The 24,204-nt window shown below is 70.2% G+C and carries 21 protein-coding genes; 14 read left to right on the plus strand and 7 right to left on the minus strand.

Translation table 11 applies throughout. The features are described from left to right. Positions 1–5: 5 nt before the first annotated feature. The 3 genes from uvrB to FB465_RS25490 all read left to right on the plus strand — a co-directional run bounded on the left by uvrB (position 6) and on the right by FB465_RS25490 (position 4,126). Positions 6–2,096, plus strand: a complete 2,091-nt coding sequence (gene uvrB / locus FB465_RS25480) for an excinuclease ABC subunit UvrB (protein WP_145794183.1) — start codon at positions 6–8, stop codon at positions 2,094–2,096. Between the two features lie 218 nt (positions 2,097–2,314). After that, positions 2,315–2,896: a TerD family protein gene (locus FB465_RS25485; RefSeq protein WP_145794185.1), complete on the plus strand. Its 582-nt coding sequence runs from the start codon at positions 2,315–2,317 to the stop codon at positions 2,894–2,896. A gap of 249 nt (positions 2,897–3,145) precedes the next feature. Next, complete coding sequence (locus FB465_RS25490; protein WP_145794187.1) at positions 3,146–4,126, plus strand: TerC family protein; 981 nt, start codon at positions 3,146–3,148, stop codon at positions 4,124–4,126. A gap of 95 nt (positions 4,127–4,221) precedes the next feature. Here the strand turns inward: FB465_RS25490 and FB465_RS35980 are convergent, their stop codons facing one another. The 3 genes from FB465_RS35980 to FB465_RS25500 all read right to left on the minus strand — a co-directional run bounded on the left by FB465_RS35980 (position 4,222) and on the right by FB465_RS25500 (position 5,979). Beyond that, positions 4,222–4,383, minus strand: a complete 162-nt coding sequence (locus FB465_RS35980) for a hypothetical protein (protein WP_170290686.1) — start codon at positions 4,381–4,383, stop codon at positions 4,222–4,224. A gap of 132 nt (positions 4,384–4,515) precedes the next feature. Then, a complete protein-coding gene (locus tag FB465_RS25495; protein ID WP_145794189.1) occupies positions 4,516–5,169 on the minus strand; it encodes an MBL fold metallo-hydrolase in 654 nt (217 codons plus the stop codon). Positions 5,170–5,223: 54 nt separating this feature from the next. Beyond that, complete coding sequence (locus FB465_RS25500) at positions 5,224–5,979, minus strand: maleylpyruvate isomerase family mycothiol-dependent enzyme (RefSeq protein ID WP_145794191.1); 756 nt, start codon at positions 5,977–5,979, stop codon at positions 5,224–5,226. Positions 5,980–6,280: 301 nt separating this feature from the next. Between FB465_RS25500 and uvrA the strand changes: the two genes are divergently transcribed. The 11 genes from uvrA to FB465_RS25555 all read left to right on the plus strand — a co-directional run bounded on the left by uvrA (position 6,281) and on the right by FB465_RS25555 (position 19,512). Then, a complete protein-coding gene (gene uvrA / locus FB465_RS25505) occupies positions 6,281–9,178 on the plus strand; it encodes an excinuclease ABC subunit UvrA (protein WP_246192832.1) in 2,898 nt (965 codons plus the stop codon). Positions 9,179–9,325: 147 nt separating this feature from the next. Then, positions 9,326–9,790, plus strand: a complete 465-nt coding sequence (locus tag FB465_RS25510; protein WP_145794192.1) for a Rieske (2Fe-2S) protein — start codon at positions 9,326–9,328, stop codon at positions 9,788–9,790. Positions 9,791–10,044: 254 nt separating this feature from the next. Continuing rightward, positions 10,045–12,081 (plus strand): excinuclease ABC subunit UvrC, encoded by a 2,037-nt coding sequence (gene uvrC / locus FB465_RS25515; protein WP_145794194.1) that lies wholly within the window; start codon positions 10,045–10,047, stop codon positions 12,079–12,081. A gap of 112 nt (positions 12,082–12,193) precedes the next feature. Then, complete coding sequence (gene rapZ, locus FB465_RS25520) at positions 12,194–13,084, plus strand: RNase adapter RapZ (protein ID WP_281292392.1); 891 nt, start codon at positions 12,194–12,196, stop codon at positions 13,082–13,084. 44 nt (positions 13,085–13,128) lie between these two features. Continuing rightward, positions 13,129–14,235, plus strand: a complete 1,107-nt coding sequence (locus tag FB465_RS25525) for a gluconeogenesis factor YvcK family protein (protein WP_246192833.1) — start codon at positions 13,129–13,131, stop codon at positions 14,233–14,235. Further along, complete coding sequence (whiA, locus tag FB465_RS25530; protein ID WP_145794196.1) at positions 14,226–15,206, plus strand: DNA-binding protein WhiA; 981 nt, start codon at positions 14,226–14,228, stop codon at positions 15,204–15,206. Before FB465_RS25525 ends, whiA begins: the two co-directional genes overlap by 10 nt. A gap of 220 nt (positions 15,207–15,426) precedes the next feature. Continuing rightward, positions 15,427–16,431 (plus strand): type I glyceraldehyde-3-phosphate dehydrogenase, encoded by a 1,005-nt coding sequence (gene gap, locus FB465_RS25535; protein WP_145794198.1) that lies wholly within the window; start codon positions 15,427–15,429, stop codon positions 16,429–16,431. 180 nt (positions 16,432–16,611) lie between these two features. Beyond that, a complete protein-coding gene (locus tag FB465_RS25540; protein WP_145794200.1) occupies positions 16,612–17,817 on the plus strand; it encodes a phosphoglycerate kinase in 1,206 nt (401 codons plus the stop codon). A 4-nt stretch (positions 17,818–17,821) separates the two neighbouring features. Continuing rightward, entirely contained in the window at positions 17,822–18,607 is a 786-nt protein-coding gene (gene tpiA / locus FB465_RS25545) for a triose-phosphate isomerase (protein WP_145794202.1), read from the plus strand. Positions 18,608–18,694: 87 nt separating this feature from the next. Continuing rightward, a complete protein-coding gene (gene secG, locus FB465_RS25550) occupies positions 18,695–18,931 on the plus strand; it encodes a preprotein translocase subunit SecG (RefSeq protein WP_145794203.1) in 237 nt (78 codons plus the stop codon). A 293-nt stretch (positions 18,932–19,224) separates the two neighbouring features. Further along, positions 19,225–19,512, plus strand: coding sequence for an RNA polymerase-binding protein RbpA (locus FB465_RS25555; RefSeq protein WP_030308030.1), 288 nt, complete (start codon positions 19,225–19,227; stop codon positions 19,510–19,512). Between the two features lie 58 nt (positions 19,513–19,570). Here the strand turns inward: FB465_RS25555 and pgl are convergent, their stop codons facing one another. Genes pgl through tal form a run of 4 tightly spaced genes read right to left on the minus strand, consistent with a single transcriptional unit; the run spans position 19,571 to position 24,190 of the window. Further along, positions 19,571–20,311, minus strand: a complete 741-nt coding sequence (gene pgl / locus FB465_RS25560; RefSeq protein ID WP_145797585.1) for a 6-phosphogluconolactonase — start codon at positions 20,309–20,311, stop codon at positions 19,571–19,573. Positions 20,312–20,355: 44 nt separating this feature from the next. Continuing rightward, complete coding sequence (gene opcA / locus FB465_RS25565) at positions 20,356–21,474, minus strand: glucose-6-phosphate dehydrogenase assembly protein OpcA (RefSeq protein ID WP_145794205.1); 1,119 nt, start codon at positions 21,472–21,474, stop codon at positions 20,356–20,358. Further along, the gene (gene zwf / locus FB465_RS25570) at positions 21,471–23,036 is read right to left on the minus strand and encodes a glucose-6-phosphate dehydrogenase (protein WP_145794207.1); all 1,566 of its coding nucleotides are present in this window, start codon (positions 23,034–23,036) and stop codon (positions 21,471–21,473) included. The genes opcA and zwf overlap by 4 nt, the downstream gene beginning before the upstream one ends. Before the next feature lie 41 nt (positions 23,037–23,077). Beyond that, positions 23,078–24,190, minus strand: a complete 1,113-nt coding sequence (gene tal, locus FB465_RS25575) for a transaldolase (protein ID WP_145794208.1) — start codon at positions 24,188–24,190, stop codon at positions 23,078–23,080. Positions 24,191–24,204: the final 14 nt, after the last annotated feature.

The following is a 24,204-nucleotide window of genomic DNA, read 5'->3' on the forward strand; positions in this document are numbered from 1 at the left end:
GTCTCGTGCGACCCATCACGAGTATCGAGCGGACAGTGGCGCCCTTCGAGGTCGTCAGCCCCTACCAGCCCAACGGCGACCAGCCGGCGGCCATCGCCGAGCTGGAGCGCCGCATCCGCGCGGGCGAGAAGGACGTCGTCCTGCTCGGCGCCACCGGCACCGGCAAGTCGGCCACGACCGCGTGGATGATCGAGAAGCTCCAGCGCCCCACCCTGGTGATGGCGCCGAACAAGACCCTGGCCGCCCAGCTGGCCAACGAGTTCCGCGAGCTGCTCCCCAACAACGCGGTCGAGTACTTCGTCTCGTACTACGACTACTACCAGCCCGAGGCGTACGTCCCGCAGACGGACACCTACATCGAGAAGGACTCCTCGATCAACGAGGAGGTCGAGCGGCTCCGCCACTCGGCGACCAACTCCCTCCTCACCCGCCGCGACGTGATCGTGGTCGCCTCCGTCTCCTGCATCTACGGACTCGGTACGCCGCAGGAGTACGTGGACCGGATGGTCCCGCTCAAGGTCGGCGAGGAGATCGACCGGGACAAGCTGCTGCGCCGCTTCGTCGACATCCAGTACACCCGTAACGACGTCGCCTTCAGCCGCGGCACCTTCCGGGTCCGCGGCGACACCATCGAGATCTTCCCGGTCTACGAGGAGCTCGCCGTCCGGATCGAGATGTTCGGCGACGAGATCGAGGCGCTCTACACCCTGCACCCGCTCACCGGCGAGATCATCAGCCAGGACGAGTCCATCTACGTCTTCCCCGCCTCCCACTACGTGGCCGGCCCGGAGCGGATGGAGCGGGCGATCAACGACATCGAGAAGGAGCTGGGGGAGCGCCTCGCCACCCTGGAGAAGCAGGGCAAGCTGCTCGAGGCCCAGCGGCTGCGGATGCGCACCACGTACGACATCGAGATGCTCCGCCAGATCGGGACGTGCTCCGGTATCGAGAACTACTCGATGCACTTCGACGGCCGTGCGCCCGGCACCGCCCCCAACACGCTGATCGACTACTTCCCGGAGGACTTCCTCCTGGTCATCGACGAGTCCCATGTCACGGTCCCGCAGATCGGCGCGATGTACGAGGGCGACGCCTCCCGTAAGCGCACCCTGGTGGAGCACGGCTTCCGACTGCCCTCCGCGATGGACAACCGCCCGCTGAAGTGGGAGGAGTTCCTGGAGCGGATCGGTCAGACGGTCTACCTCTCGGCCACACCCGGCAAGTACGAGCTCTCGCGCGGCGACGGCACCGTCCAGCAGATCATCCGCCCGACCGGTCTGATCGACCCCGAGGTGATCGTCAAGCCGACGGAGGGTCAGATCGACGACCTGGTGCACGAGGTGCGCACGCGGGTCGAGAAGGACGAGCGGGTCCTGGTCACCACCCTCACCAAGAAGATGGCGGAGGACCTGACCGACTACATGCTCGGCCTCGACATCCGGGTCCGGTACCTGCACAGCGACGTCGACACCCTGCGCCGGGTCGAGCTGCTGCGCGAGCTGCGCGCGGGCAAGTTCGACGTGCTGGTCGGCATCAACCTGCTCCGTGAGGGTCTCGACCTGCCCGAGGTCTCGCTGGTGGCGATCCTGGACGCCGACAAGGAGGGCTTCCTGCGCTCCGGCACCTCGCTGATCCAGACCATCGGCCGCGCCGCCCGTAACGTCTCCGGCCAGGTGCACATGTACGCCGACCGGATCACGCCGTCGATGGAGCTGGCCATCGAGGAGACCAACCGCCGCCGCGAGGTCCAGCAGGCCTACAACCTGGCCAACGGCATCGACCCCCAGCCGCTGCGCAAGAAGATCGGCGACATCCTGGACACCCTGGCCCGGGAGGACCTCGACACCGAGGAGCTGCTCGCCACCGGGTACCGGGGCAGTGGCAAGGGCAAGACGGCGGTGCCGGCGCTCGGTGCGGGCCGCAAGCCGGCCAAGAGCCTCCCGGCCGCCGAGCTGGCCGACCTGATCCAGCAGCTGACGGACCGGATGCACGCCGCCGCGACCGAGCTGCAGTTCGAGCTGGCGGCCCGGCTGCGTGACGAGATCGGCGAGCTGAAGAAGGAGCTGCGGCAGATGCGTGAGGCCGGAATGGCCTGACCCGGACGGCCCGCCGGGGTCTCGCGAGCGCCGCAACGGGTACTCCTGCCACGAGTGCGGCCTCGCAGGCCCTAGGCTGGCCTGCGAGTACTTCTCGTGCGCGGGCCGGGAGGTACGCACCAAAAGGGGGGCCTCAGCCGGGGGACGGCTACGGGGTGTTCCGCCGTGGAGCCCGAGCGGGAGACCGACCCGCAGGGCTGACGAGAGAGGACAACACCGTGTCGGTGAATCTGGCCAAGGGCCAACAGGTAAGTCTGCAGAAGAGCTCGGGCGAGGCGCTGACGGTCGTCCGGATGGGCCTCGGCTGGAAGGCGGCGCCCAAGCGCGGCCTGTTCGGCACCCGGACCAGGCAGATCGACCTGGACGCATCGGCCCTGCTGTACGCCGAGAAGACCCCCTCCGACGTGGTCTTCTTCCAGCACCTGGTGAGCAACGACGGCTCGGTGCGGCACACCGGGGACAACCTGGTCGGTGGCGCGGGCGCCGGCGACGACGACGAGTCGATCATCGTGGACCTCGCCCACGTCCCGGCACAGATCACCCAGGTCATCTTCACGGTGAGCTCCTACACCGGGCAGACCTTCGCCGAGGTGCAGAACGCGCACTGCCGCCTGGTCGACGAGACCACCGGCCAGGAGCTGGCCCGCTACGAGCTGGCCGGCGGCGGGCCGCACACGGGGCAGATCATGGCAAAGGTCTTCCGCGACGGCGCGGGCGGCTGGGGCATGCAGGCGATCGGCTCACCGGCCAAGGCGCGGACCTTCCAGGACATGCTGCCCGCGATCGAGCCCTTCCTCTAGGGAGCCCTTGAGCATTCGAACAGAGGACCTTTTACCCTACCGAGCCAAGTCTTTACCTTCTCTTGGCATTCTTTGGTACGGTTGGCGAACGCGGAGGGGAGTACTCCCATCGCAGCGTTCCCGTCATCACGGCTGCCGTTCGCGGCGACCCGGGCCGCTGGTCCGCGCGTTCCGTCGAGTTGAACGCGCGGGCGGAAGAGACCTCCGGCAGACGACGTATGTCCCGCCGACCTGCCGGAGGAGCAGCAAGTGGACGTTTCCGTAAGCCTTTGGGTCGGCACGATCGGGGTTCTGGTAGGCCTGATCGTGGCCGATTTCTTCATCGGCGGCCGAAAGCCGCACGAGGTCTCGATCAAGGAAGCCGGCATCTGGACGGCCGTGTGGGTCGCCCTTGCCGCGATCTTCGGCGGCTTCCTCTGGTGGCACTCCGGCTCGCAGCCGTCGGGTGAGTTCTTCGCCGGGTACATCACCGAGAAGTCGCTGAGCGTCGACAACCTCTTCGTCTTCATCCTGATCATGGGCAAGTTCGCGGTGCCGCGGATCTACCAGCAGCGCGTGCTGATGGTCGGTGTGATCATCGCGCTGGTGCTGCGCGCGGTCTTCATCGCCGGTGGTGCCGCCCTGGTGACGACGTTCTCCTGGGTCTTCTACATCTTCGGTGCGTTCCTGGTCTGGACGGCCTGGAAGCTCGTCAAGGACGCCCGCGCCGAGGAAGAGGAGGAGGAGTTCGAGGAGAACCGCCTGCTCAAGAGCATCGAGCGGCGCTTCCCGTCGACCGACAAGTACCACGGCACCAAGCTCTTCATCCGTGAGAACGGCCGGCGGCTGATGACGCCGATGCTGATCGTCATGCTGGCGATCGGCACCACCGACGTGCTGTTCGCGCTGGACTCGATCCCCGCGATCTTCGGCCTCACCCAGGATCCGTACATCGTCTTCACCGCCAACGCCTTCGCGCTGATGGGCCTGCGGCAGCTGTACTTCCTCATCGGCGGCCTGCTGAAGAAGCTGGTCCACCTCTCGTACGGGCTGTCGGTGATCCTCGGCTTCATCGGTGTGAAGCTGGTGCTGCACGCGCTGCACGAAAGCGGCGTGCACGTGCCGGAGATCGGCATCCCGTTCTCGCTGGGCTTCATCGTGGTCGTGCTGGCCGTCACCACGGTCACCAGCCTGCTCGCCTCGCGCAAGCAGGAGCACGCCGCCGAGGAGCCGGAGAAGATCGACGCCTGACGCACCGCGGTGGGCCGCGACCGGAGCACCGGTCGCGGCCCACCGGCGTCTCTCAGGGGCCGGCTGCTCGGCGGGGTGGCCTTGGGCGGGGCGGATCAGTCCTCGGGCCGGGCCGGTCTCGCCGGCATCTCGTACAGCGCCTGCTCGGTCTCCGGGTGCTGGATCTCGTCGATGAGGTGGTCGATGTCGGGATTGCCGCAGTGGTGGAGGCTGGTGACGGCGTCGGCCCCGGATTCGGTGTCCTGGTGCTCGGTCATGGCGGTGGGTCCTCTCAGTTCGATTGTGGATCACACGAACTGGTCCCGCTCGTATGCGGGTGCCTTCCTTGGCGGGCTTCGGTGCCGGCCGGCTCGGGGCCGCCGTTCGCCGGGCGGCCCCGCCGGGGCGGTTCACCAGCCGCGTTCGCGCCACTCCTCCAGGTGGGGGCGCTCGGCGCCCAGGGTGGTGTCGTTGCCGTGACCGGGGTAGACCCAGGCCTCGTCGGGCAGTGCGTCGAAGATCTTCTCCCTGACGTCCCGGAAGAGGCTGGCGAAGGCCTTCGGGTCCTTCCAGGTGTTGCCGACCCCGCCCGGGAAGAGGCAGTCGCCCGTGAAGACGTGCGGGTGGCCCTGCGGGTCGTCGTAGATCAGCACGATCGCCCCGGGGGTGTGGCCCACCAGGTGGCGCACCGTCAGCTCCACCTGGCCGACCCGGAGCACGTCGCCGTCGTCCAGCAGCAGGTCGGTGGGGACATCGATGCCCTCGGCGTCGATCCGCCCGGCCGCCGTGCGGGCTCCGGTGGCGGCCACCACCTCGGCCAGCGCTGCCCAGTGGTCGTGGTGCCGGTGGGTGGTGACCACCATCGCCAGCTGTTCGCCGACCGTCTCCAGCAGTACGGGTGCCTCGGCGGCCGCGTCGATCAGCAACTGCTGGTCGGAGGCGCGGCAGCGCAGCAGGTACGCGTTGTTGTCGTACGGGCCGACCGCGACCTTGGTGATGATCAGGTGGGCGAGCTCCCGCACGTCCGGCGGGCCGCCGACCTTCACCGCTCCGTGGTACGTCATCGCGCCGCCGCTCCTCGGTAGTCCTGAATGGTCCTCAGCTGCATCATCGCGCGCTCAGCCCAGCGGAGGAAGCTTCGGCAGGGCGGTCCGGGGGTCTGCGAGCTGCTCGCCACCCTTGTGGACCTGCAGCCCGTCGCCGTCGGAGCGCCCCGAGAGCCAGCCGGTCAGGGCGCGCACCGGGCCCTCGACGGTCAGCTCGGGCTCCGCGCCGGCCGGGCCGAGGTGCACCCGGAGGTCGCGGTCGTCGGCGGTCAGCAGGACCGGCGGGAGCCCGTCCACCGAGGCGAACTGCTCGGCGAGGCGCACCAGTTCGTCGGCGGCGAAGGCCTCGGGCCAGTGTGCGGGGGTGTAGCCGGCATCGAGGTCGACATGGTGGTACTCGAGCTCCATCAGGCGCTTCCAGGGGAGCTCGTACGCGGGGAAGAGGTAGCCCGTGCGGTGGCGGAGCTGGGCACTCCAGGCTTCGTCGGGCAGCTTGGCGGCGGCCTCGGTGAAGCGGGCGTGGCTGGCCCGCAGGTCCTCGAGCTGCTCGGCCAGGGGGCGGCCGGCGCCGTCCTGGATGCCCTGCTCGCGGGCCTCGGAGCTGGCGTACTGCGGGATGTCCCGGCCGGTGCGGGCGCTGTCGAGCAGGTTGACCAGGGAGTCTGCGTTCCGGGCGAGGTGGGCCAGGACGTGGCCGCGGGTCCAGCCGGGCAGGGCGGACGGCCGGGAGAGCTCCTCGGCCTCCAGCTCGGCGACGCTGCGCAGCAGGTGCTCGGTGGACTCGGCGACAGTCCGCAGCGTCGCGGCTGCGGCCTCGGCGTCGGTCATGGTGCGGCCTCCGATTGGCGAGATGTCGGCGTTGCCCGGATGGGCGGGCGCTCGTTGACATCAGTGACGCTACCGGCGGGAGCGGCGCTGAGCAGGGGTTTTCCCGAGACCGGAGTGGATCGCCGAAGTGGGTCTTCACTCGTTCGGGTGGACTCGGCTGGACAGGCTCGATATTCGAACGCCTGAGCTATAGGCTGGCGGGCGCACACTGGAAGAATTCACCCGATTGCGTTCGTTGGTCCCTCACAGGGGAGCACGGAGCCCTCCACAGCCACCTCCCCGGAGAAAGGCGCCAGAAGCAGTGGCAGACCGCCTCATCGTCCGCGGTGCTCGCGAGCACAACCTCAAGAACGTCTCGCTCGACCTGCCCCGGGATTCCCTGATCGTCTTCACGGGCCTCTCCGGGTCCGGCAAGTCCTCCCTGGCCTTCGACACGATCTTCGCCGAGGGCCAGCGCCGCTACGTCGAGTCGCTGTCCTCGTACGCCCGGCAGTTCCTGGGCCAGATGGACAAGCCCGACGTCGACTTCATCGAGGGCCTCTCCCCGGCCGTCTCGATCGACCAGAAGTCCACCAACCGGAACCCGCGGTCCACCGTCGGCACCATCACCGAGGTGTACGACTACCTCCGCCTGCTCTTCGCGCGGATCGGCAAGCCGCACTGCCCGCACTGCGCCCGGCCGATCGCCAAGCAGTCCCCGCAGGCGATCGTCGACCGCGTGCTGGAGCTCAAGGAGGGCACCCGCTTCCAGGTGCTGAGCCCGGTGGTCCGCGAGCGCAAGGGTGAGTTCGTCGACCTCTTCGCCGACCTGCAGTCCAAGGGCTACGCCCGGGCCAGGGTGGACGGCGCGACCATCCAGCTCACCGAGCCGCCCACCCTGAAGAAGCAGGAGAAGCACACCATCGAGGTGGTCATCGACCGCCTCACGGTCAAGGAGAGCGCCAAGCGGCGGCTCACCGACTCGGTGGAGACGGCGCTCAAGCTGTCCGGCGGCATGGTGGTGCTCGACTTCGTCGACCTCCCGGAGGACGACCCCGAGCGCGAGCGGATGTACTCCGAGCACCTCTACTGCCCGTACGACGACGTCTCCTTCGAGGAGCTGGAGCCGCGCTCCTTCTCCTTCAACTCCCCCTTCGGCGCCTGCCCGGACTGCTCCGGCCTCGGCAACCGGATGGAGGTCGACCCGGAGCTGGTGATCCCGGACGAGGAGAAGTCGCTCGACGAGGGCGCGATCCACCCGTGGTCGCAGGGCCACACCAAGGAGTACTTCCAGCGCCTGGTCGACGCGCTCGCCGGCGAGCTGGGCTTCCGTACCGACATCCCCTGGGCCGGGCTGCCCGCGCGGGCCAGGAAGGCCCTGCTGTACGGGCACAAGACCCAGGTCGAGGTGCGCTACAACAACCGGTACGGGCGCGAGCGCTCGTACACCACCTCCTTCGAGGGCGCGATCCCGTTCGTCACGCGTCGGCACTCCGAGGCGGAGAGCGACAGCAGTCGCGAGCGCTTCGAGGGGTACATGCGCGAGGTCCCCTGCCCGGCCTGCCAGGGCACCCGGCTCAAGCCGGTGATCCTCTCCGTCACCATCCAGGACAGGTCGATCGCCGACGTCTCCGCGATGTCGATCGCCGACTGTGCCGAGTTCCTGGGCGGGATGAAGCTGACCGCCCGGGACAAGCAGATCGCCGAGCGGGTGCTCAAGGAGGTCAACGAGCGGCTGCGCTTCCTGGTCGACGTCGGGCTGGACTACCTCTCGCTCAACCGCGCGGCCGGCACCCTCTCGGGCGGCGAGGCCCAGCGCATCCGGCTGGCGACGCAGATCGGCTCCGGCCTGGTCGGCGTGCTGTACGTGCTGGACGAGCCGTCCATCGGCCTGCACCAGCGGGACAACCACCGCCTGATCGAGACGCTGGTCCGGCTGCGCGACATCGGCAACACCCTGATCGTCGTGGAGCACGACGAGGACACCATCAAGATGGCCGACTGGGTGGTCGACATCGGCCCCGGCGCCGGTGAGCACGGCGGCAAGGTGGTGCACTCCGGCTCGCTCAAGGAGCTGCTGGCGAACAAGGAGTCGATGACCGGGCAGTACCTGTCCGGCAAGCGCTCCATCCCGATCCCCGCGATGCGCCGCCCGCGCGACCAGAAGCGGCACCTCACGGTGCACGGCGCCCGCGAGCACAACCTGAAGGACGTCACCGTCGGCTTCCCGCTCGGCACCTTCACCGCGATCACCGGTGTCTCGGGCTCGGGCAAGTCCACGCTGGTCAACGACATCCTCTACACCCACCTCGCCCGCGAGCTGAACGGCGCGCGCAGTGTGCCGGGCCGGCACACCCGGATCACCGGCACCGACCTGGTGGACAAGGTGGTGCACGTCGACCAGTCGCCGATTGGCCGCACGCCGCGCTCCAACCCGGCGACGTACACCGGTGTGTTCGACCATGTCCGGCGGCTCTTCGCGGAGACCCAGGAGGCGAAGGTCCGGGGCTACCTGCCCGGCCGCTTCTCGTTCAACGTCAAGGGCGGCCGCTGCGAGAACTGCTCGGGCGACGGCACCATCAAGATCGAGATGAACTTCCTGCCCGACGTCTACGTCCCGTGCGAGGTGTGCCACGGCGCCCGGTACAACCGGGAGACGCTGGAGGTTCACTACAAGGGCAAGTCCATCGCCGAGGTGCTGGACATGCCGATCGAGGAGGCCATGCACTTCTTCGAGGCCGTCCCGGCCATCGCCCGGCACCTGCGCACGCTCAACGACGTCGGCCTCGGCTACGTCCGGCTCGGCCAGTCCGCGCCGACGCTCTCCGGTGGTGAGGCGCAGCGCGTCAAGCTGGCCTCCGAGCTGCAGAAGCGTTCCACCGGGCGGACGGTCTACGTGCTGGACGAGCCCACCACCGGCCTGCACTTCGAGGACATCAGCAAGCTGATCAAGGTGCTCGACGGCCTGGTGGAGAAGGGCAACACGGTCATCGTCATCGAGCACAACCTCGATGTGATCAAGACCGCCGACTGGATCGTCGACATGGGCCCCGAGGGCGGCAACGGCGGCGGCATGGTGGTCGCCGAGGGCACTCCCGAGGAGGTCGCGGCCGTCACGGCGAGCCACACCGGGAAGTTCCTGCGCGACATCCTGACCGACCGGATCTCGGACGCCCCCGCCAAGCCGGCCACCCGCAAGCGGGCCGCCGCCAAGAAGTGACGCCGAGAGGCGACGACTTCAGGACGTACTGACGCGGCATCGGGCCGCCCCGGACCGGCATCGCCCGGCCGGGGCGGCCTTCTCACGGAGCAGGCATAGACTGCCGCCGGTCCTGCCCGTACCCCGCATCCCCAGGAGCTGCCACCGATGTCCGAGGCCACCCAGCGCCCCGCCACCGAGAGCACCGCGAGCCCCGTCACCACCCGCCGGACGCTGCTCTGCGGCGCGGCCGCCGTCCTGGCCGCCGGCGGCACCGTCGCGGTGGCCGGCTGCTCCTCCTCGTCCGATGCCTCCTCCTCGTCCGCCAAGCCGGCCACCCCGGTCGAGGTCGGCCCGGCCTCCGACGTCCCGGTTGGCGGCGGCAAGGTCTACCGCGACCAGAAGATCGTGGTGACGCAGCCGACGGCGGGTGAGTACAAGGCCTTCAGCGCCAAGTGCACCCACGCCGGCTGCATCGTGGACCAGGTCAAGAACGCCCAGATCCAGTGCCCCTGCCACGGCAGCCGCTTCGCGATCGCCGACGGCGCCGTCCAGGACGGCCCGGCGCCGAGCCCGCTGCCCGCGTACAAGGTCGCCGTGCAGGACGGCAAGCTGCAGGTCACCACCTCCTGAGGCGGGTGACGACGGCGCGCCGCGCCCGCCCCGAGCCGTCGGGAGCGGGCACGGCGTGAACGTTCGGCAGGTCGTGGCCGACACCCAGCCGCCCTCACCGCAATCGAGGGCGGCCGAACGCCGGTCGGCGGAAAGCGAGTCAGCGAGCACGCCACCGTCCTCCGGGACGCCGACCTGATCACCGGGACGCCGACCTGATCACCGGCAGGTGGAACAGCCCCCGGACTGTCAGCACGAATCGGTACGGTAGAGCCATGGCCGACCCCTCCACGTACCGTCCCGCGCCCGGGGCGATCCCGACCTCGCCCGGCGTCTACAAGTTCCGCGACGCCCACGGGCGGGTCATCTACGTCGGCAAGGCCAAGAGCCTGCGCTCGCGCCTCTCCTCCTACTTCCAGGACATCGCCGGTCTCCACCCGCGCACCGCGACGATGGTCACCACGGCCGCCTCGGTGGAGTGGACGGTGGTCGCCACCGAGGTCGAGGCGCTCCAGCTGGAGTACTCCTGGATCAAGGAGTTCGACCCCCGCTTCAACGTCAAGTACCGCGACGACAAGAGCTACCCGGAGCTCGCCGTCACGCTCAACGAGGAGTTCCCGCGCGTCCAGGTGATGCGCGGCGCGCACAAGAAGGGCGTGCGCTACTTCGGGCCGTACGGGCACGCCTGGGCGATCCGCGAGACCGTCGACCTGATGCTGCGGGTCTTCCCCGTCCGCACCTGCTCCAACGGCGTCTTCAAGCGTGCCCAGCAGGTCGGCCGGCCCTGCCTGCTCGGGTACATCGGCAAGTGTGCCGCGCCCTGCGTCGGCAAGATCTCGCAGGCCGAACACGTCGCGCTGGCCGAGGAGTTCTGCGACTTCATGGCGGGCCGCACCGGCGGCTACCTGCGCCGCCTGGAGCAGCAGATGCAGGAGGCCGCGGCCGCCATGGAGTACGAGCGGGCAGCCCGCCTGCGCGACGACATAGGCGCGCTCAAGCGCGCCATGGAGAAGAACGCCGTCGTCCTCGGAGACGGCACCGACGCCGACCTGTTCGCCCTCGCCGAGGACGAGTTGGAGGCCGCCGTCCAGATCTTCCACGTGCGCGGCGGCCGGGTGCGCGGCCAGCGCGGCTGGGTCACCGACAAGGTCGAGGACATCGACACCGCGGCCCTGGTCGAGCACGCCCTGCAGCAGCTCTACGGCGGCGGCACCGAGCCCGTCCCGCGCGAGGTGCTGGTCCCCGCGCTGCCCGAGCCGCTCGCGCCCGTCCAGGAGTGGCTGACGGGTCTTCGGGGTGCGCAGGTGGACCTGCGGGTGCCGCAGCGCGGCGACAAGAAGGACCTGATGGCCACCGTCCAGCGCAACGCCCAGCAGGCGCTCGCGCTGCACAAGACCAAGCGCGCCTCCGACCTGACGACCCGTAGCCGGGCCCTGCAGGAGATCGCCGACGCGCTGGAGCTGGACTCCGTCCCGCTGCGGATCGAGTGCTTCGACATCTCTCACCTCCAGGGCGAGGACGTGGTCGCCTCGATGGTGGTCTTCGAGGACGGGCTGGCCCGCAAGAGCGAGTACCGGCGCTTCCAGATCAAGGGCTTCAGCGGCCAGGACGACGTCCGCTCGATGCACGAGGTGATCTCCCGGCGCTTCCGTCGCTACCTCCAGGAGCGCGAGCAGACCGGCGAGTGGGCCGTCCCCGAGGAGGACGACGGCACCACCCCCGACGGAAGCCCCAACGGCCCGGTCGACCCGGAGACCGGCCGCCCGCGCCGCTTCGCCTACCCGCCCCAGCTGCTGGTGGTCGACGGCGGGCAGCCCCAGGTCGCCGCGGCCCGCCGGGCGATGGACGAGCTGGGTATCGACGACGTCGCCCTCTGCGGCCTGGCCAAGCGGCTGGAGGAGGTCTGGCTGCCCGGCGAGGACGACCCGGTCGTGCTGCCGCGTTCCAGCGAGGGCCTCTACCTGCTGCAGCGAGTCCGCGACGAGGCGCACCGCTTCGCCATCACGTACCAGCGCACCAAGCGCGCCAAGCGCTTCACGGCGGGGGAGCTGGACTCCGTCCCCGGCCTCGGCGAGACTCGCCGCCAGGCGCTGCTCAAGCACTTCGGCTCGCTCAAGAAGCTGCGGGTGGCCACCGTGGACGAGCTCTGCGAGGTCCCCGGCATCGGCCGCCGCACCGCGGAGACTGTTGCCGCAGCGTTGGCCTCCCGTACACCCGCCGCATTCGCTGTGAACACCGCGACCGGCGAGATCATTGATGACGGTGCGGAGCAGGCCAGCGCCGAGCCGACGCACGACCCGGAGACGCCATGACGGCCGACGCCGCCCGTCAGTCCCCGTGCTCCCGCCTCACCCTCCCGGGTGATCGGGGGAAGCCGGGCGACGCCATGCGCGTTCTCCCCAGCAGAACCACCGAGAGCGGGGAATCGAAGTGACAGTGTCCGAAGTGGGGGAGAACGCCCCGGAGCTGGTGATCATCTCCGGCATGTCCGGAGCCGGCCGCAGCACTGCGGCCAAGTGCCTGGAGGACTTGGGCTGGTTCGTCGTGGACAACCTGCCGCCGGCCCTGATCCCGACCATGGTCGACCTCGGCGCGCGCTCCCAGGGCGCGGTGCCGCGGATCGGCGTGGTGGTGGACGTCCGCGGCCGCAAGTTCTTCGACGACCTGCTGACCTCCCTGGACGAGCTGGAGAAGCGCGGCGTCCGGCTCCGGGTGGTCTTCCTGGAGTCCTCGGACGACGCCCTGGTGCGCCGCTTCGAGAGCGTCCGGCGCCCGCACCCGCTGCAGGCCGACGGCCGGATCGTCGACGGCATCGAGCGCGAGCGCGACCTGCTGCGCGAGCTGCGCGGCGAGGCCGACCTGGTGATCGACACCTCCAACCTCAACGTCCACCAGCTCCGCGCCAAGCTGGACGCCCAGTTCGCCGACCACGACGAGCCCGAGCTGCGCGCGACCGTGATGTCCTTCGGCTTCAAGTACGGCCTCCCGGTCGACGCGGACCTCGTGGTCGACTGCCGCTTCCTGCCCAACCCGCACTGGGTCCCCGAGCTGCGCGCCCGTACCGGCACCGACAGCGATGTGGCCGACTACGTCTTCCAGCAGCCGGGCGCCAACGAGTTCCTCAACGGGTACGCCGAGCTGCTACGGATCGTGACCGAAGGGTATCGCCGGGAGGGAAAGCGGTACATGACCCTTGCCGTAGGCTGCACCGGTGGCAAGCATCGGAGCGTCGCCATGTCGGAGCGGCTGACGAAGCGTCTGATCGCGGACGGCGTGGAGACGGTGCTGGTCCACCGCGACATGGGCAGGGAGTGACCGGCAGGGTGTGACAGCAGCGCCCCGCCGACCGCTCAAAGGGCATGAGACAGGAACGTGGGGTCGGTGTGACGGGTTACTCGCCAGCGCGGCAGCTCCAGCACAAGACTGCCGACCGGGCCCTGGTCGCCGGCTACGCGCCGGCTGCCGCACCGAAGCCCCGCCCAGGCGCGCCCAGAATCACCGCGCTGGGCGGTGGGCAGGGCCTCTCGGCCTCGCTCTCCGCCCTGCGCCGGCTCACCACCGAGCTGACCGCCGTGGTCACCGTGGCCGACGACGGCGGCTCCAGCGGCCGGCTCCGCACCGAGCTCGGCGTGCTCCCGCCCGGCGACCTGCGCAAGGCGCTGGCCGCCCTGTGCGGGGACGACGAGTGGGGCCGTACCTGGTCCGAGGTGATCCAGCAGCGCTTCAGCGGCACCGGGGAGCTCGGCGGCCACGCCGTCGGGAACCTGCTGATCGTCGCCCTCTGGGAGAAGCTCGGCGACCCGGTGGAGGCCCTGAACTGGGTCGGCCGCCTGCTCAACGTCCAGGGCCGGGTGCTGCCGATGTCGGCCGTCCCGCTGGACATCGAGGCCCAGGTACGCGGCCACGACCCGGCCAGGCCCGGTGAGCTCTCCGCCGTCCGCGGCCAGGCGAACGTCGCCGTCACCCCCGGTACCGTCCAGTCCATCCGGCTGCTCCCCGAGGAGCCGCCCGCCGTCCCGGAGGCCGTCGAGGCCGTCCTGGAGGCGGACTGGGTGGTGCTCGGGCCCGGCTCCTGGTTCACCAGCGTGCTGCCGCACCTGCTGGTCCCCTCGCTCGCCAAGGCGCTCACCGAGACCCGGGCCCGCCGCCTGCTCACCCTCAACCTCGCCCCGCAGCCGGGCGAGACGGAGGGCTTCACGCCCCAGCGCCACCTGGAGGTGGTCGCCGACCACGCCCCCGACCTCGCCGTCGATGCCATCCTGGTGGACGAGCGCGCGGTCACCGGTGGTGCCTTCGGCGTGGCCGACCTGGCCGGTCTGGAGAAGGCCGCCGAGCGGATGGGCGCCGAACTGGTGCTCGACCGGGTCGCGGCCGACGACGGCACACCGCGACACGACCCAGAGCTTCTGGCGGCTGCGTACGACCGGATTTTCCGGACACATGGAAGGATCGGCCCATGGCGATGACGGCAGCGGTGAAGGACGAAATCAGCCGGCTCCCCGTCACCCGGGCCTGCTGCCGCAAGGCGGAGGTCTCGGCGATCCTGCGGTTCGCGGGCGGTCTGCACATTGTGAGCGGCCGGATCGTGATCGAGGCGGAGCTGGACACCGGCATTGCGGCCCGGCGGCTGCGCAAGGACCTGCTGGAGATCTTCGGGCACTCCTCGGACCTGGTGGTGATGGCCCCCGGCGGTCTGCGACGCGGCAGCCGGTACGTGGTGCGGGTGGTCAAGGACGGCGAACTGCTCGCCCGGCAGACCGGGCTGGTGGACGGCAGGGGACGGCCCATCCGGGGCCTGCCCCCGGCGGTGGTCTCGGGTGCGACCTGTGACGCGGAGGCGGCCTGGCGAGGGGCGTTCCTGGCCCATGGTTCGCTGACCGAGCCCGGCAGGTCCTCCTCCCTGGAGATCACCTGCCCGGGTTCTGAGGCGGCGCTCGCCCTGGTCGGTGCCGCGCGGCGGCTGGGCATCCCGGCCAAGGCCCGCGAGGTGCGCGGGGTGGACCGGGTGGTGATCCGGGACGGTGACGCGATCGGCGCGCTGCTGACCAGGCTGGGTGCGCACGAGTCGGTGCTGGCCTGGGAGGAGCGCCGGATGCGGCGCGAGGTCCGGGCCACGGCCAACCGGCTGGCCAACTTCGACGACGCCAACCTGCGCCGTTCGGCCCGGGCGGCCGTCGCCGCCGGGGCCCGGGTCCAGCGCGCGCTGGAGATCCTCGGCGACGAGGTGCCCGAGCACCTCGCGGCCGCCGGCCAGCTGCGGATGCAGCACAAGCAGGCCTCGCTCGAGGAGCTCGGCGCCCTCGCCGACCCGCCGCTGACCAAGGACGCGGTGGCCGGGCGGATCCGCCGGCTGCTGGCGATGGCCGACAAGCGCGCCTCCGAGCTGGGCCTGCCCAGCACCGAGGCCAACCTGACGGACGAGATGGCGCTCAACTAGGTACGCCGGGAGAACCCTTGGGGCGCGGGGAACTGCGTGCGGCGGGAGGGCAGCAGGAAGCCTTCCGTTGCGCGCAGTTGCCCGTGCCCATGAAAGACACCCTGCCGGAGAGGCGATGTGCCCAGCCGACCGCCAGGGAGGTAGGGTCATGGGTGGTCGGGGACATCCCATTTCCACCCCGTCGGCATAGTTCCGGCGTACCTAACGAGGAGATCGGTTCGTGACGATCCGGGTAGGCATCAACGGATTCGGCCGCATCGGCCGCAACTTCTTCCGTGCGGTTCAGGCCCAGGGCGCGGACATCGAGATCGTCGGTGTCAACGACCTGACCGACACCAAGACCCTGGCACACCTGCTCAAGTACGACTCGATCCTGGGCACCTTCCCGGGCGAGGTCAGCCACACCGCTGACAGCATCACCGCCGACGGCAAGACCTTCAAGGTCATCGCCGAGCGCGACCCGGCCAACCTCCCCTGGGGCGAGCTGGGCGTGGACATCGTCATCGAGTCCACCGGCATCTTCACCAAGGCCGACCAGGCCAAGAAGCACGTCGCTGCCGGCGCCAAGAAGGTCATCATCTCGGCGCCCGCCACCGACGAGGACGTCACCATCGTCATGGGCGTCAACGACGAGAAGTACGACCCGGCGAACCACACGGTCATCTCCAACGCCTCCTGCACCACCAACTGCGTGGCGCCGCTGGCCAAGGTGCTGAACGAGAACTTCGGCATCGTCAAGGGTCTGATGACCACGGTCCACGCGTTCACGAACGACCAGGTCACCCTGGACTTCCCGCACAAGGACCTGCGTCGTGCCCGTGCCGCGTCGCTGAACATCATCCCGACCTCGACCGGCGCCGCCAAGGCCACCGCCCTGGTCCTGCCGGAGCTCAAGGGCAAGCTGGACGGCACCTCGCTGCGCGTCCCGGTCCCGACCGGCTCCATCACCGACCTGGTCGTCACCCTGGAGCGCGAGGTCACCGTCGAGGAGGTCAACGCGGCCTTCCAGAAGGCCTCCGAGGGCAGCCTCAAGGGCATCCTGCAGTACACCGAGGACCCGATCGTCTCCTCCGACATCGTGAACTCGCCGTTCTCCACGATCTTCGACTCCCTGATGACCATGGTCCAGGGCAACCAGGTCAAGGTCTTCGGCTGGTACGACAACGAGTGGGGCTACTCCAACCGCCTCGTCAACCTGACCACCCTCGTCGGTGGCCAGCTCTGACACAGCGGGAGCTGACGTGATGTAAGGGGGAGGGCCCGGAAGGCGCAACAAGCCGTCCGGGCCCTCCCTCTGCCGGTCGGCTCGCATTGGGGGGCTAGCAGCACCCTCACCCTTGTCTCTCCGGCGGCCCGCCGCTGTGCCGCTGCCTCGCGCCACCTTCTCCCCAGGAGACCGAAGACCGTGAAGACCATCGAAGACCTCGACGTCGCCGGTAAGCGCGTGTTCGTCCGCGCCGACCTCAACGTGCCGCTGTCCGACGGCAGGATCACCGACGACGGCCGGATCCGCGCCGTCGCCCCGACCATCACCAAGCTGCTGCAGGCCGGCGCCAAGGTGATCGTCGCCTCCCACCTGGGCCGCCCCAAGGGCGAGCCCGACCCGCAGTTCTCCCTCGCCCCGGTCGCCCTCCGCCTCGGCGAGATCCTCGGCACGTCCGTGTCCTTCGCGACCGACACCGTGGGCGAGAGCGCGAAGGCCACCGTCGCCGCCCTGGCCGACGGCGAGGTCACGCTGCTCGAGAACCTGCGCTTCAACGCCGGCGAGACCGCGAAGGACGACGCCGAGCGCGGCGCCTTCGCCGACCAGCTGGCGGCCCTGGCCGACGCGTACGTCGGCGACGGCTTCGGCGCCGTGCACCGCAAGCACGCCTCGGTGTACGACCTGCCGGCCCGCCTGCCGCACGCCGTCGGTGACCTGATCGCCACCGAGGTGGCCGTGCTCAAGCGGCTCACCGAGGAGGTCGAGCGCCCGTACGTCGTGGTCCTCGGCGGTTCGAAGGTCTCCGACAAGGTCGGCGTGATCGACAACCTGCTGGGCAAGGCCGACCGCATCCTCATCGGCGGCGGTATGGCGTACACCTTCCTCGCGGCCCTGGGCCACGAGGTCGGCATCTCGCTGCTGCAGAAGGACCAGATCCCCACGGTTCTGGAGTACCTGGAGCGGGCGAAGGCCAACGGCGTCGAGTTCGTGCTGCCGGTCGACGTCTCGGTCTCGGCGAGCTTCCCCGACACCAAGACCCACAAGCCGGTCGAGGACTTCGAGGTGGTCGACGCCGACAAGATCCCCGCCGACAAGGAGGGCCTGGACATCGGCCCCAGGACGCGGGAGCTGTTCGCCTCCAAGCTGGCCGACGCCGCCACGGTGTTCTGGAACGGCCCGGTCGGTGTCTTCGAGCACCCCACCTTTGCCGAGGGCACCAAGGCCGTCGCGGCGGCCCTGCTGGAGAGCAACGCGTTCACCGTGGTCGGCGGCGGCGACTCCGCCGCGGCCGTCCGCATCCTGGGCTTCGACGAGACGAAGTTCGGGCACATCTCGACCGGCGGTGGCGCGAGCCTCGAGTACCTGGAGGGCAAGACCCTCCCCGGTCTCGCCGCCCTGGAAGGCTGATCGCATGACTGAGCGTCTCCCGCTGATGGCGGGCAACTGGAAGATGAACCTCAACCACCTCGAGGCCATCGCCCACACCCAGAAGCTGGCCTTCGCGCTGGCCGACAAGGACTACGAGGCGGTCGAGGTGGCGGTCCTGCCGCCGTTCACCGACCTGCGCTCGGTCCAGACCCTGGTCGACGGCGACAAGCTGAAGATCAAGTACGGCGCCCAGGACCTCTCGGCGCACGACTCCGGTGCCTACACCGGCGAGGTCTCCGGCCCGATGCTCGCCAAGCTGAAGTGCACCTACGTGGCCATCGGCCACTCGGAGCGCCGCCAGTACCACGGCGAGAACGAGGAGATCGTCAACGCCAAGGTCATGGCCGCGTTCCGGAACGGCCTGGTGCCGATCCTGTGCATCGGCGAGCCGCTGGACATCCGCATGGCCGGCACCCACGTCGAGTACACCCTGGCCCAGCTGGACGGCGGCCTCGAGGGCGTCCCGGCCTCGGACGCCGAGACCATCGTCGTGGCGTACGAGCCGGTCTGGGCGATCGGTACCGGCGAGGTGGCGACCCCCGAGGACGCCCAGGAGGTCTGCGCGGCGATCCGCGCCCGCCTGGCCGAGCTGTACGACGGTGAGCTGGCCGACAAGGTCCGCATCCTGTACGGCGGTTCGATGAAGGCCTCCAGCGCCCCCGGCCTGATGGCCAAGCCGGACATCGACGGCGGGCTGATCGGCGGCGCCTCGCTGGAGGCCGAGGAGTTCGTCAAGATCGTGCGCTACCGCGAGCAGGCAGTAGGCTAACGCCGCCGCAGCAACGTAGGCTTTGGGGCCGGACCGCTTCGCGCGGCCCGGCCCCTTCGCCGATTGAACGAGAGAGTTGGTCCCGCCGTGGTTCTCGGGTTCTCGATTGCCCTGATCATCTTCAGCCTGCTGATGATCCTCCTGGTGCTCCTGCACAAGGGGAAGGGCGGCGGTCTGTCCGACATGTTCGGCGGTGGCGCGATGTCCACCGGTGGCGGCTCGGCCGTCGCCGAGCGAAACCTCGACCGCATCACCATCATCGTCGGCCTCGGCTGGTTCGCATGCATCGTGGTGCTCGGCCTGCTGCTCAAGTACAAGGTCTGACGCGGGTTTGCCGCAGATCTGACGGTGTGTCGTCCGCCCGCCTATCCTGGGGTGGACGAAGTGTCGGAGGCGGTGGGGACAGATCCTTAACCGCTGCTTACACTAGGACAACTTCGCCACCGTCCGCAGGCCGCGGCCGGGCGGCAATGGATAGCGGCCGCCGCCCCTGCCACTCACCGGGCAGGGCAGCCAGCCACCGGGCATCGGCCGAGATCGCATCGCACCAGCACGCAGGGAGTCAGACCGTGGCAAGTGGCAACGCCATCCGTGGCAGCAGAGTCGGCGCCGGCCCGATGGGCGAGGCGGAGCGCGGCGAGTCCGCCCCCCGCAACCGGATCTCCTTCTGGTGTGCCAACAAGCACGAGACGCGCCCCAGCTTCGCCGCCGAGGCCGTCATCCCGGACACCTGGGACTGTCCGCGCTGCGGATTCCCGGCCGGCCAGGACGAGCACAACCCGCCCGCGCCCTCGCGCAACGAGCCGTACAAGACCCACCTCGCCTACGTCCGCGAGCGCCGTACGGACGCCGACGGCGAGGCGATCCTCGCCGAGGCGCTGGCCAAGCTGCGCGGCGAGATCTGAACAGACGTCAATGGGCGCCCCCGGAGATCCGGGGGCGCCCATCGCGTTTGGTGCTCGGTCAGGCCGAGGCGGGCGGGTACAGCTGCGGCGGGATCTTCGCCGCGGCCGGCCGGTCGAGCAGCCACAGGGTCCGGCTGCGCCCGTACACGCCGGAGGCCGGGGCCAGGAGCTCGCCGGGGCCGGAGAGGGCCAGGGCGACCGCGTCGGCCTTGTCCTCGCCCGCTGCCAGCAGCCAGACCTCGCGTGCCGCCCGGATGGCCGGGAGGGTCAGCGAGATCCGGGTCGGCGGGGGCTTCGGGGCCCCGCGTACGCCGACCACCGTCCGCTCGGTCTCCCGGACACCGGGGTGCTCCGGGAAGAGCGAGGCGACGTGGGTGTCCGGGCCGACGCCGAGCAGCAGCACGTCGAAGGCGGGGACCCCGGTCCGGTCACCGGGACCGGCCGCCTTCGCCAGCTCCTCCGCGTACCGCGCGGCGGCCGCCTCCACGTCGGAGCCGTCCACGCCGTCCGAGGCGGGCATCTCGTGCACCCGCGCCGGATTGACGGGGACGGCGTCCAGCAGTTCGTCCCGGGCCTGGACGGCGTTGCGCTCGGGGTCGTCGGAGGGGACGAAACGCTCGTCACCCCACCAGAGATCCAGGCGCGACCAGTCCACCGCGTCGCGCGCCGGGGAGGCGGCGATCGCGGCGAGCAGGGCGTTGCCGTTGCGCCCGCCCGTGAGCACCACCGAGGCGGTGCCACGGGCGGACTGAGCGTCGACGATCTTGGTGATCAGACGCGCGGCTGCCGCCTGGGCCATCAGCTCCTTGTCGCGGTGCACGACCAGCTGCGGGACGGCGGCGGTCACGATCCGCTCCGCTTCCGGGGCGCGGCCTTCTTCGTGACGGCCTTCTTGGCCACGGCCTTCTTCGCGACCGTCTTCTTCACGGCGGCCGTCCCGGCAACCGCCTGCGTCGCCGCCGGGACCTTGGCCGTCACCCGCGCCGGGGCGGCCACCGCCGCCTCGACCACCGCGGCGGTGTGCTCGGCGTCGGCCGGCTCGCGCAGCCGCTCCACCGGAGTACGCACCGCCGCCGCGTAGATGTCGTCCGGGTCCAGCCGGCGCAGCTCCTCGGCGATCAGCTCCGAGGTCTCCCGGCGCTTCAGCGCCACCTGCCGGTCCGGCGCGCCCGGCATGCGGAGAGTGCCCATCCGGCCGTCGGGGCGGTCGAGGGTGATGTCGCCGTCCTTGGTGCGGAGTGTGACGGCGGTGATGCCGGGGCCGCCGGTGACCACCCGTTCGACGGGGACGCGCAGGCGGGTCAGCAGCCAGAGCCCGAGGAGCTCGACGCTCGGGTTGTACGACTCGCCCTCGACCACGGCGGCGGTGACCTTCACCGGGCGCTGGTCCAGGGCGGCGGCCAGCATGGAGCGCCAGCCGGTGATCCTGGTCCAGGCGAGGTCGGTGTCGCCGGGCGTGTAGCTCTCGGCCCGCTGGGCGAGCTGCCCGACCGGGGACTCCGCCGTGACGGCGTCGGTGATCCGGCGCTGGGCGAGGGCACCGAGCGGGTCCTTCGCGGGGTGCTGCGGCGCGTTCTCCGGCCACCAGACGACCACGGGGGCGTCGGGCAGCAGCAGCGGAAGCACCACCGACTGGGCGTGCGCGGCGAGCTCGCCGTGCATCCGCAGGATGACCGTCTCGCCCGAGCCGGCTTCGGCGCCGACCAGGACCTCGGCGTCCAGGCGGGTCTCGGCGCGGGCCCGGGGCGAACGCCCGGCGCGCTTGATGACCGCCAGGGTGCGCGAGGGGTGCTCGCGGGAGGCGTCGGCGGCGGCCTTGAGGGCGTCGTAGGCGCTGCCCTCGTCGGTGACGATGACGACGGTGAGCACCATGCCGGCGGCGGTGGAGCCGCTGGCCCGCCGCGCGTCCATCAGTGCAGCGTTGATCTTGCTGGACGTGGTGTTCGTCAGGTCGATCTTCATGGCCGGCGCCAGCTCCTGCCGTCTCGTGCGAGCATCTCGTCCGCCTCCACGGGGCCCCAGGTCCCCGAGGGGTACTGGGCGGGCTTGCCGTGGGTGTCCCAGTACTTCTCGATCGGGTCGAGGATCTCCCAGGAGAGTTCGACCTCCTGGTGCCGCGGGAACAGGTTGGCGTCGCCGAGCAGCACGTCCAGGATGAGCCGCTCGTACGCCTCCGGGCTGGACTCGGTGAAGGACTCGCCGTACGCGAAGTCCATCGTCACGTCGCGGACCTCGAAGGAGGTGCCCGGCACCTTGGAGCCGAACCGCACCGTCACGCCCTCGTCCGGCTGCACCCGGATGACCAGGGCGTTCTGCCCGAGCTCCTCCGTGGCGTACGAGTCGAAGGGCAGGTACGGCGCGCGCTGGAAGACCACCGCGATCTCGGTCACCCGCCGGCCGAGACGCTTGCCGGTGCGCAGGTAGAACGGGACGCCCGCCCAGCGGCGGTTGTTGATCTCCAGCTTGATGGCGGCGTAGGTGTCGGTCTTGGACTGGGGGTCGATGCCGTCCTCGTCCAGGTACCCGACGACCTCCTCGCCGCCCTGCCAGCCGGCCGCGTACTGGCCGCGCACGGTGTGCTTGCCCAGGTCGGCGGGGAGCTTGACCGCGCTCAGCACCTTCAGCTTCTCGGCGACGAGAGCCTTGGGGTGGAAGGAGGCGGGCTCCTCGATGGCGGTGAGGGCCATCAGCTGGAGCAGGTGGTTCTGGATGACGTCGCGGGCCGCGCCGATGCCGTCGTAGTACCCGGCGCGCCCGCCGATACCGATGTCCTCCGCCATGGTGATCTGCACGTGGTCGACGTACGACCGGTTCCAGAGCGGCTCGAACATGGTGTTGGCGAAGCGCAGCGCCAGGATGTTCTGGACCGTCTCCTTGCCCAGGTAGTGGTCGATCCGGAAGACCTCGTCACGGGGGAAGACCTCGTGGACGATCCGGTTCAACTCCTGGGCGGACTCCAGGTTGTGGCCGAACGGCTTCTCGATCACCGCGCGGCGCCAGGAGCCCTTCGGCGGCTCGGCCAGGCCGTGCTTCTTGAGCTGCTGGACGACGGTGGGGAAGAACTTCGGCGGGACGGAGAGGTAGAAGGCGAAGTTGCCGCCGGTGCCCTGCGCCTTGTCGAGGTCCTCGATCGTCTCGCGCAGCTTCTCGAAGGCCTCGTCGTCGTCGAAGGTGCCCTGGATGAACCGCATGCCCTTGGCCAGCTGCTGCCAGACCTCCTCGCGGAAGGGGGTCCGGGCGTGCTCCTTGACGGCGTCGTGGACCTCGCGGGCGAAGTCCTCGTCCTCCCACTCGCGCCGCGCGAAGCCGACGAGCGAGAAGCCCGGCGGCAGCAGGCCGCGGTTGGCCAGGTCGTAGATGGCCGGCATCAGCTTCTTGCGCGAGAGGTCACCGGTGACTCCGAAGATGACCAGGCCCGACGGCCCCGCGATGCGCGGGAGCCGTCGGTCTGCAGGGTCACGCAGCGGATTCGAGGGCGGGAGCGGGGGATCGCCCTGCTCGACCTCGGGGTATTCGTTGCTCACTTGATGGGCTCCGCTTTCCGTGGGTGCTGTGAGCAGGAAGGTCAGTTCTCGGTGGCGTGAGCGGCGAGGGAGGCGGCGACGGTGTCGAGCAGTTCGTTCCAGGAGGCCTCGAACTTCTCGACGCCCTCGTCCTCCAGCACCTGGACGACGTCGTCGTAGTCGACGCCCGCGGCGGCGATGGCGTCCATCACGGCCTTGGCGTCGGCGTAGTTGGGGGTGATGGTGTCGCCGGTGATCACGCCGTGGTCGCCGGTGGCGTCCAGGGTGGCCTCGGGCATGGTGTTGACGGTGCCGGGCGCGACCAGCTCGGTCACGTACAGAGTGTCCGGCAGGGCCGGGTCCTTGACGCCGGTCGAGGCCCACAGCGGGCGCTGCGGCTTGGCGCCGGCGGCCTCCAGGGCCTTCCAGCGGTCGCTGCTGAAGACCTCTTCGTACGCCTGGTAGGCGAGACGCGCGTTGGCGACGGCGGCCTTGGAGCGCAGCTGCTTGGCGTCGCCGCCGATCTTGTCCAGGCGCTTGTCGATCTCGGTGTCCACGCGGGACACGAAGAAGGAGGCGACGGACTCGATCTGGGAGAGGTCGAGGCCGGTGGCCTTGGCCTTCTCCAGGCCGGTCAGGAAGGCGTCCATGACGGCGCGGTAGCGCTCGAGGGAGAAGATCAGCGTGACGTTGACGCTGATGCCCTTGGCGAGCACCTCGGTGATGGCGGGCAGGCCGGCCTTGGTGGCGGGGATCTTGATGAAGACGTTGGGGCGGTCCACCAGCCACCACAGCTGCTTGGCCTCGGCGACCGTCGGCGCGGTCTTGTGGGCGAGACGGGGGTCGACCTCGATGGAGACCCGGCCGTCACGGCCGTTGGAGGCGTCGTAGACCGGGCGCAGCACATCGGCGGCGTCGCGCACGTCCGAGGTGGTGATCATGCGGACGGCCTCGTCCACGGTGACCTTGCGGACGGCGAGGTCCTCGATCTGGCCGGCGTAGGCGCCGTTGCCGCCGATGGCCTTCTGGAAGATGGTGGGGTTGGTGGTCACGCCGACCACGTGCTTCTCCTGCACCAGCTCGGCCAGGTTGCCGGTGTTCAGCCGCTCACGGCTGAGGTCGTCCAGCCAGATCGCCACGCCTTCGTCGCTGAGGCGCTTCAGTGCGTCAGTCATGGTGCTTCATCCTC

Origin of the sequence: Kitasatospora atroaurantiaca (genome assembly GCF_007828955.1) — a bacterium.
GTDB lineage: Bacteria > Actinomycetota > Actinomycetes > Streptomycetales > Streptomycetaceae > Kitasatospora > Kitasatospora atroaurantiaca.

Coding starts and splice junctions, on each gene's coding strand:
- FB465_RS25510 (WP_145794192.1), top strand. CDS start 9,326: ATGTCCGAGGCCACCCAGCGCCCCGCCACCGAGAGCACCGCGAGCCCC.
- FB465_RS25495 (WP_145794189.1), bottom strand. CDS start 5,169: ATGACGTACCACGGAGCGGTGAAGGTCGGCGGCCCGCCGGACGTGCGG.
- tal (WP_145794208.1), bottom strand. CDS start 24,190: ATGACTGACGCACTGAAGCGCCTCAGCGACGAAGGCGTGGCGATCTGG.
- pgl (WP_145797585.1), bottom strand. CDS start 20,311: ATGGCCCAGGCGGCAGCCGCGCGTCTGATCACCAAGATCGTCGACGCT.
- FB465_RS25555 (WP_030308030.1), top strand. CDS start 19,225: ATGGGCGAGGCGGAGCGCGGCGAGTCCGCCCCCCGCAACCGGATCTCC.
- opcA (WP_145794205.1), bottom strand. CDS start 21,474: ATGAAGATCGACCTGACGAACACCACGTCCAGCAAGATCAACGCTGCA.
- uvrC (WP_145794194.1), top strand. CDS start 10,045: ATGGCCGACCCCTCCACGTACCGTCCCGCGCCCGGGGCGATCCCGACC.
- FB465_RS35980 (WP_170290686.1), bottom strand. CDS start 4,383: ATGACCGAGCACCAGGACACCGAATCCGGGGCCGACGCCGTCACCAGC.
- FB465_RS25500 (WP_145794191.1), bottom strand. CDS start 5,979: ATGACCGACGCCGAGGCCGCAGCCGCGACGCTGCGGACTGTCGCCGAG.
- whiA (WP_145794196.1), top strand. CDS start 14,226: ATGGCGATGACGGCAGCGGTGAAGGACGAAATCAGCCGGCTCCCCGTC.
- tpiA (WP_145794202.1), top strand. CDS start 17,822: ATGACTGAGCGTCTCCCGCTGATGGCGGGCAACTGGAAGATGAACCTC.
- FB465_RS25525 (WP_246192833.1), top strand. CDS start 13,129: ATGAGACAGGAACGTGGGGTCGGTGTGACGGGTTACTCGCCAGCGCGG.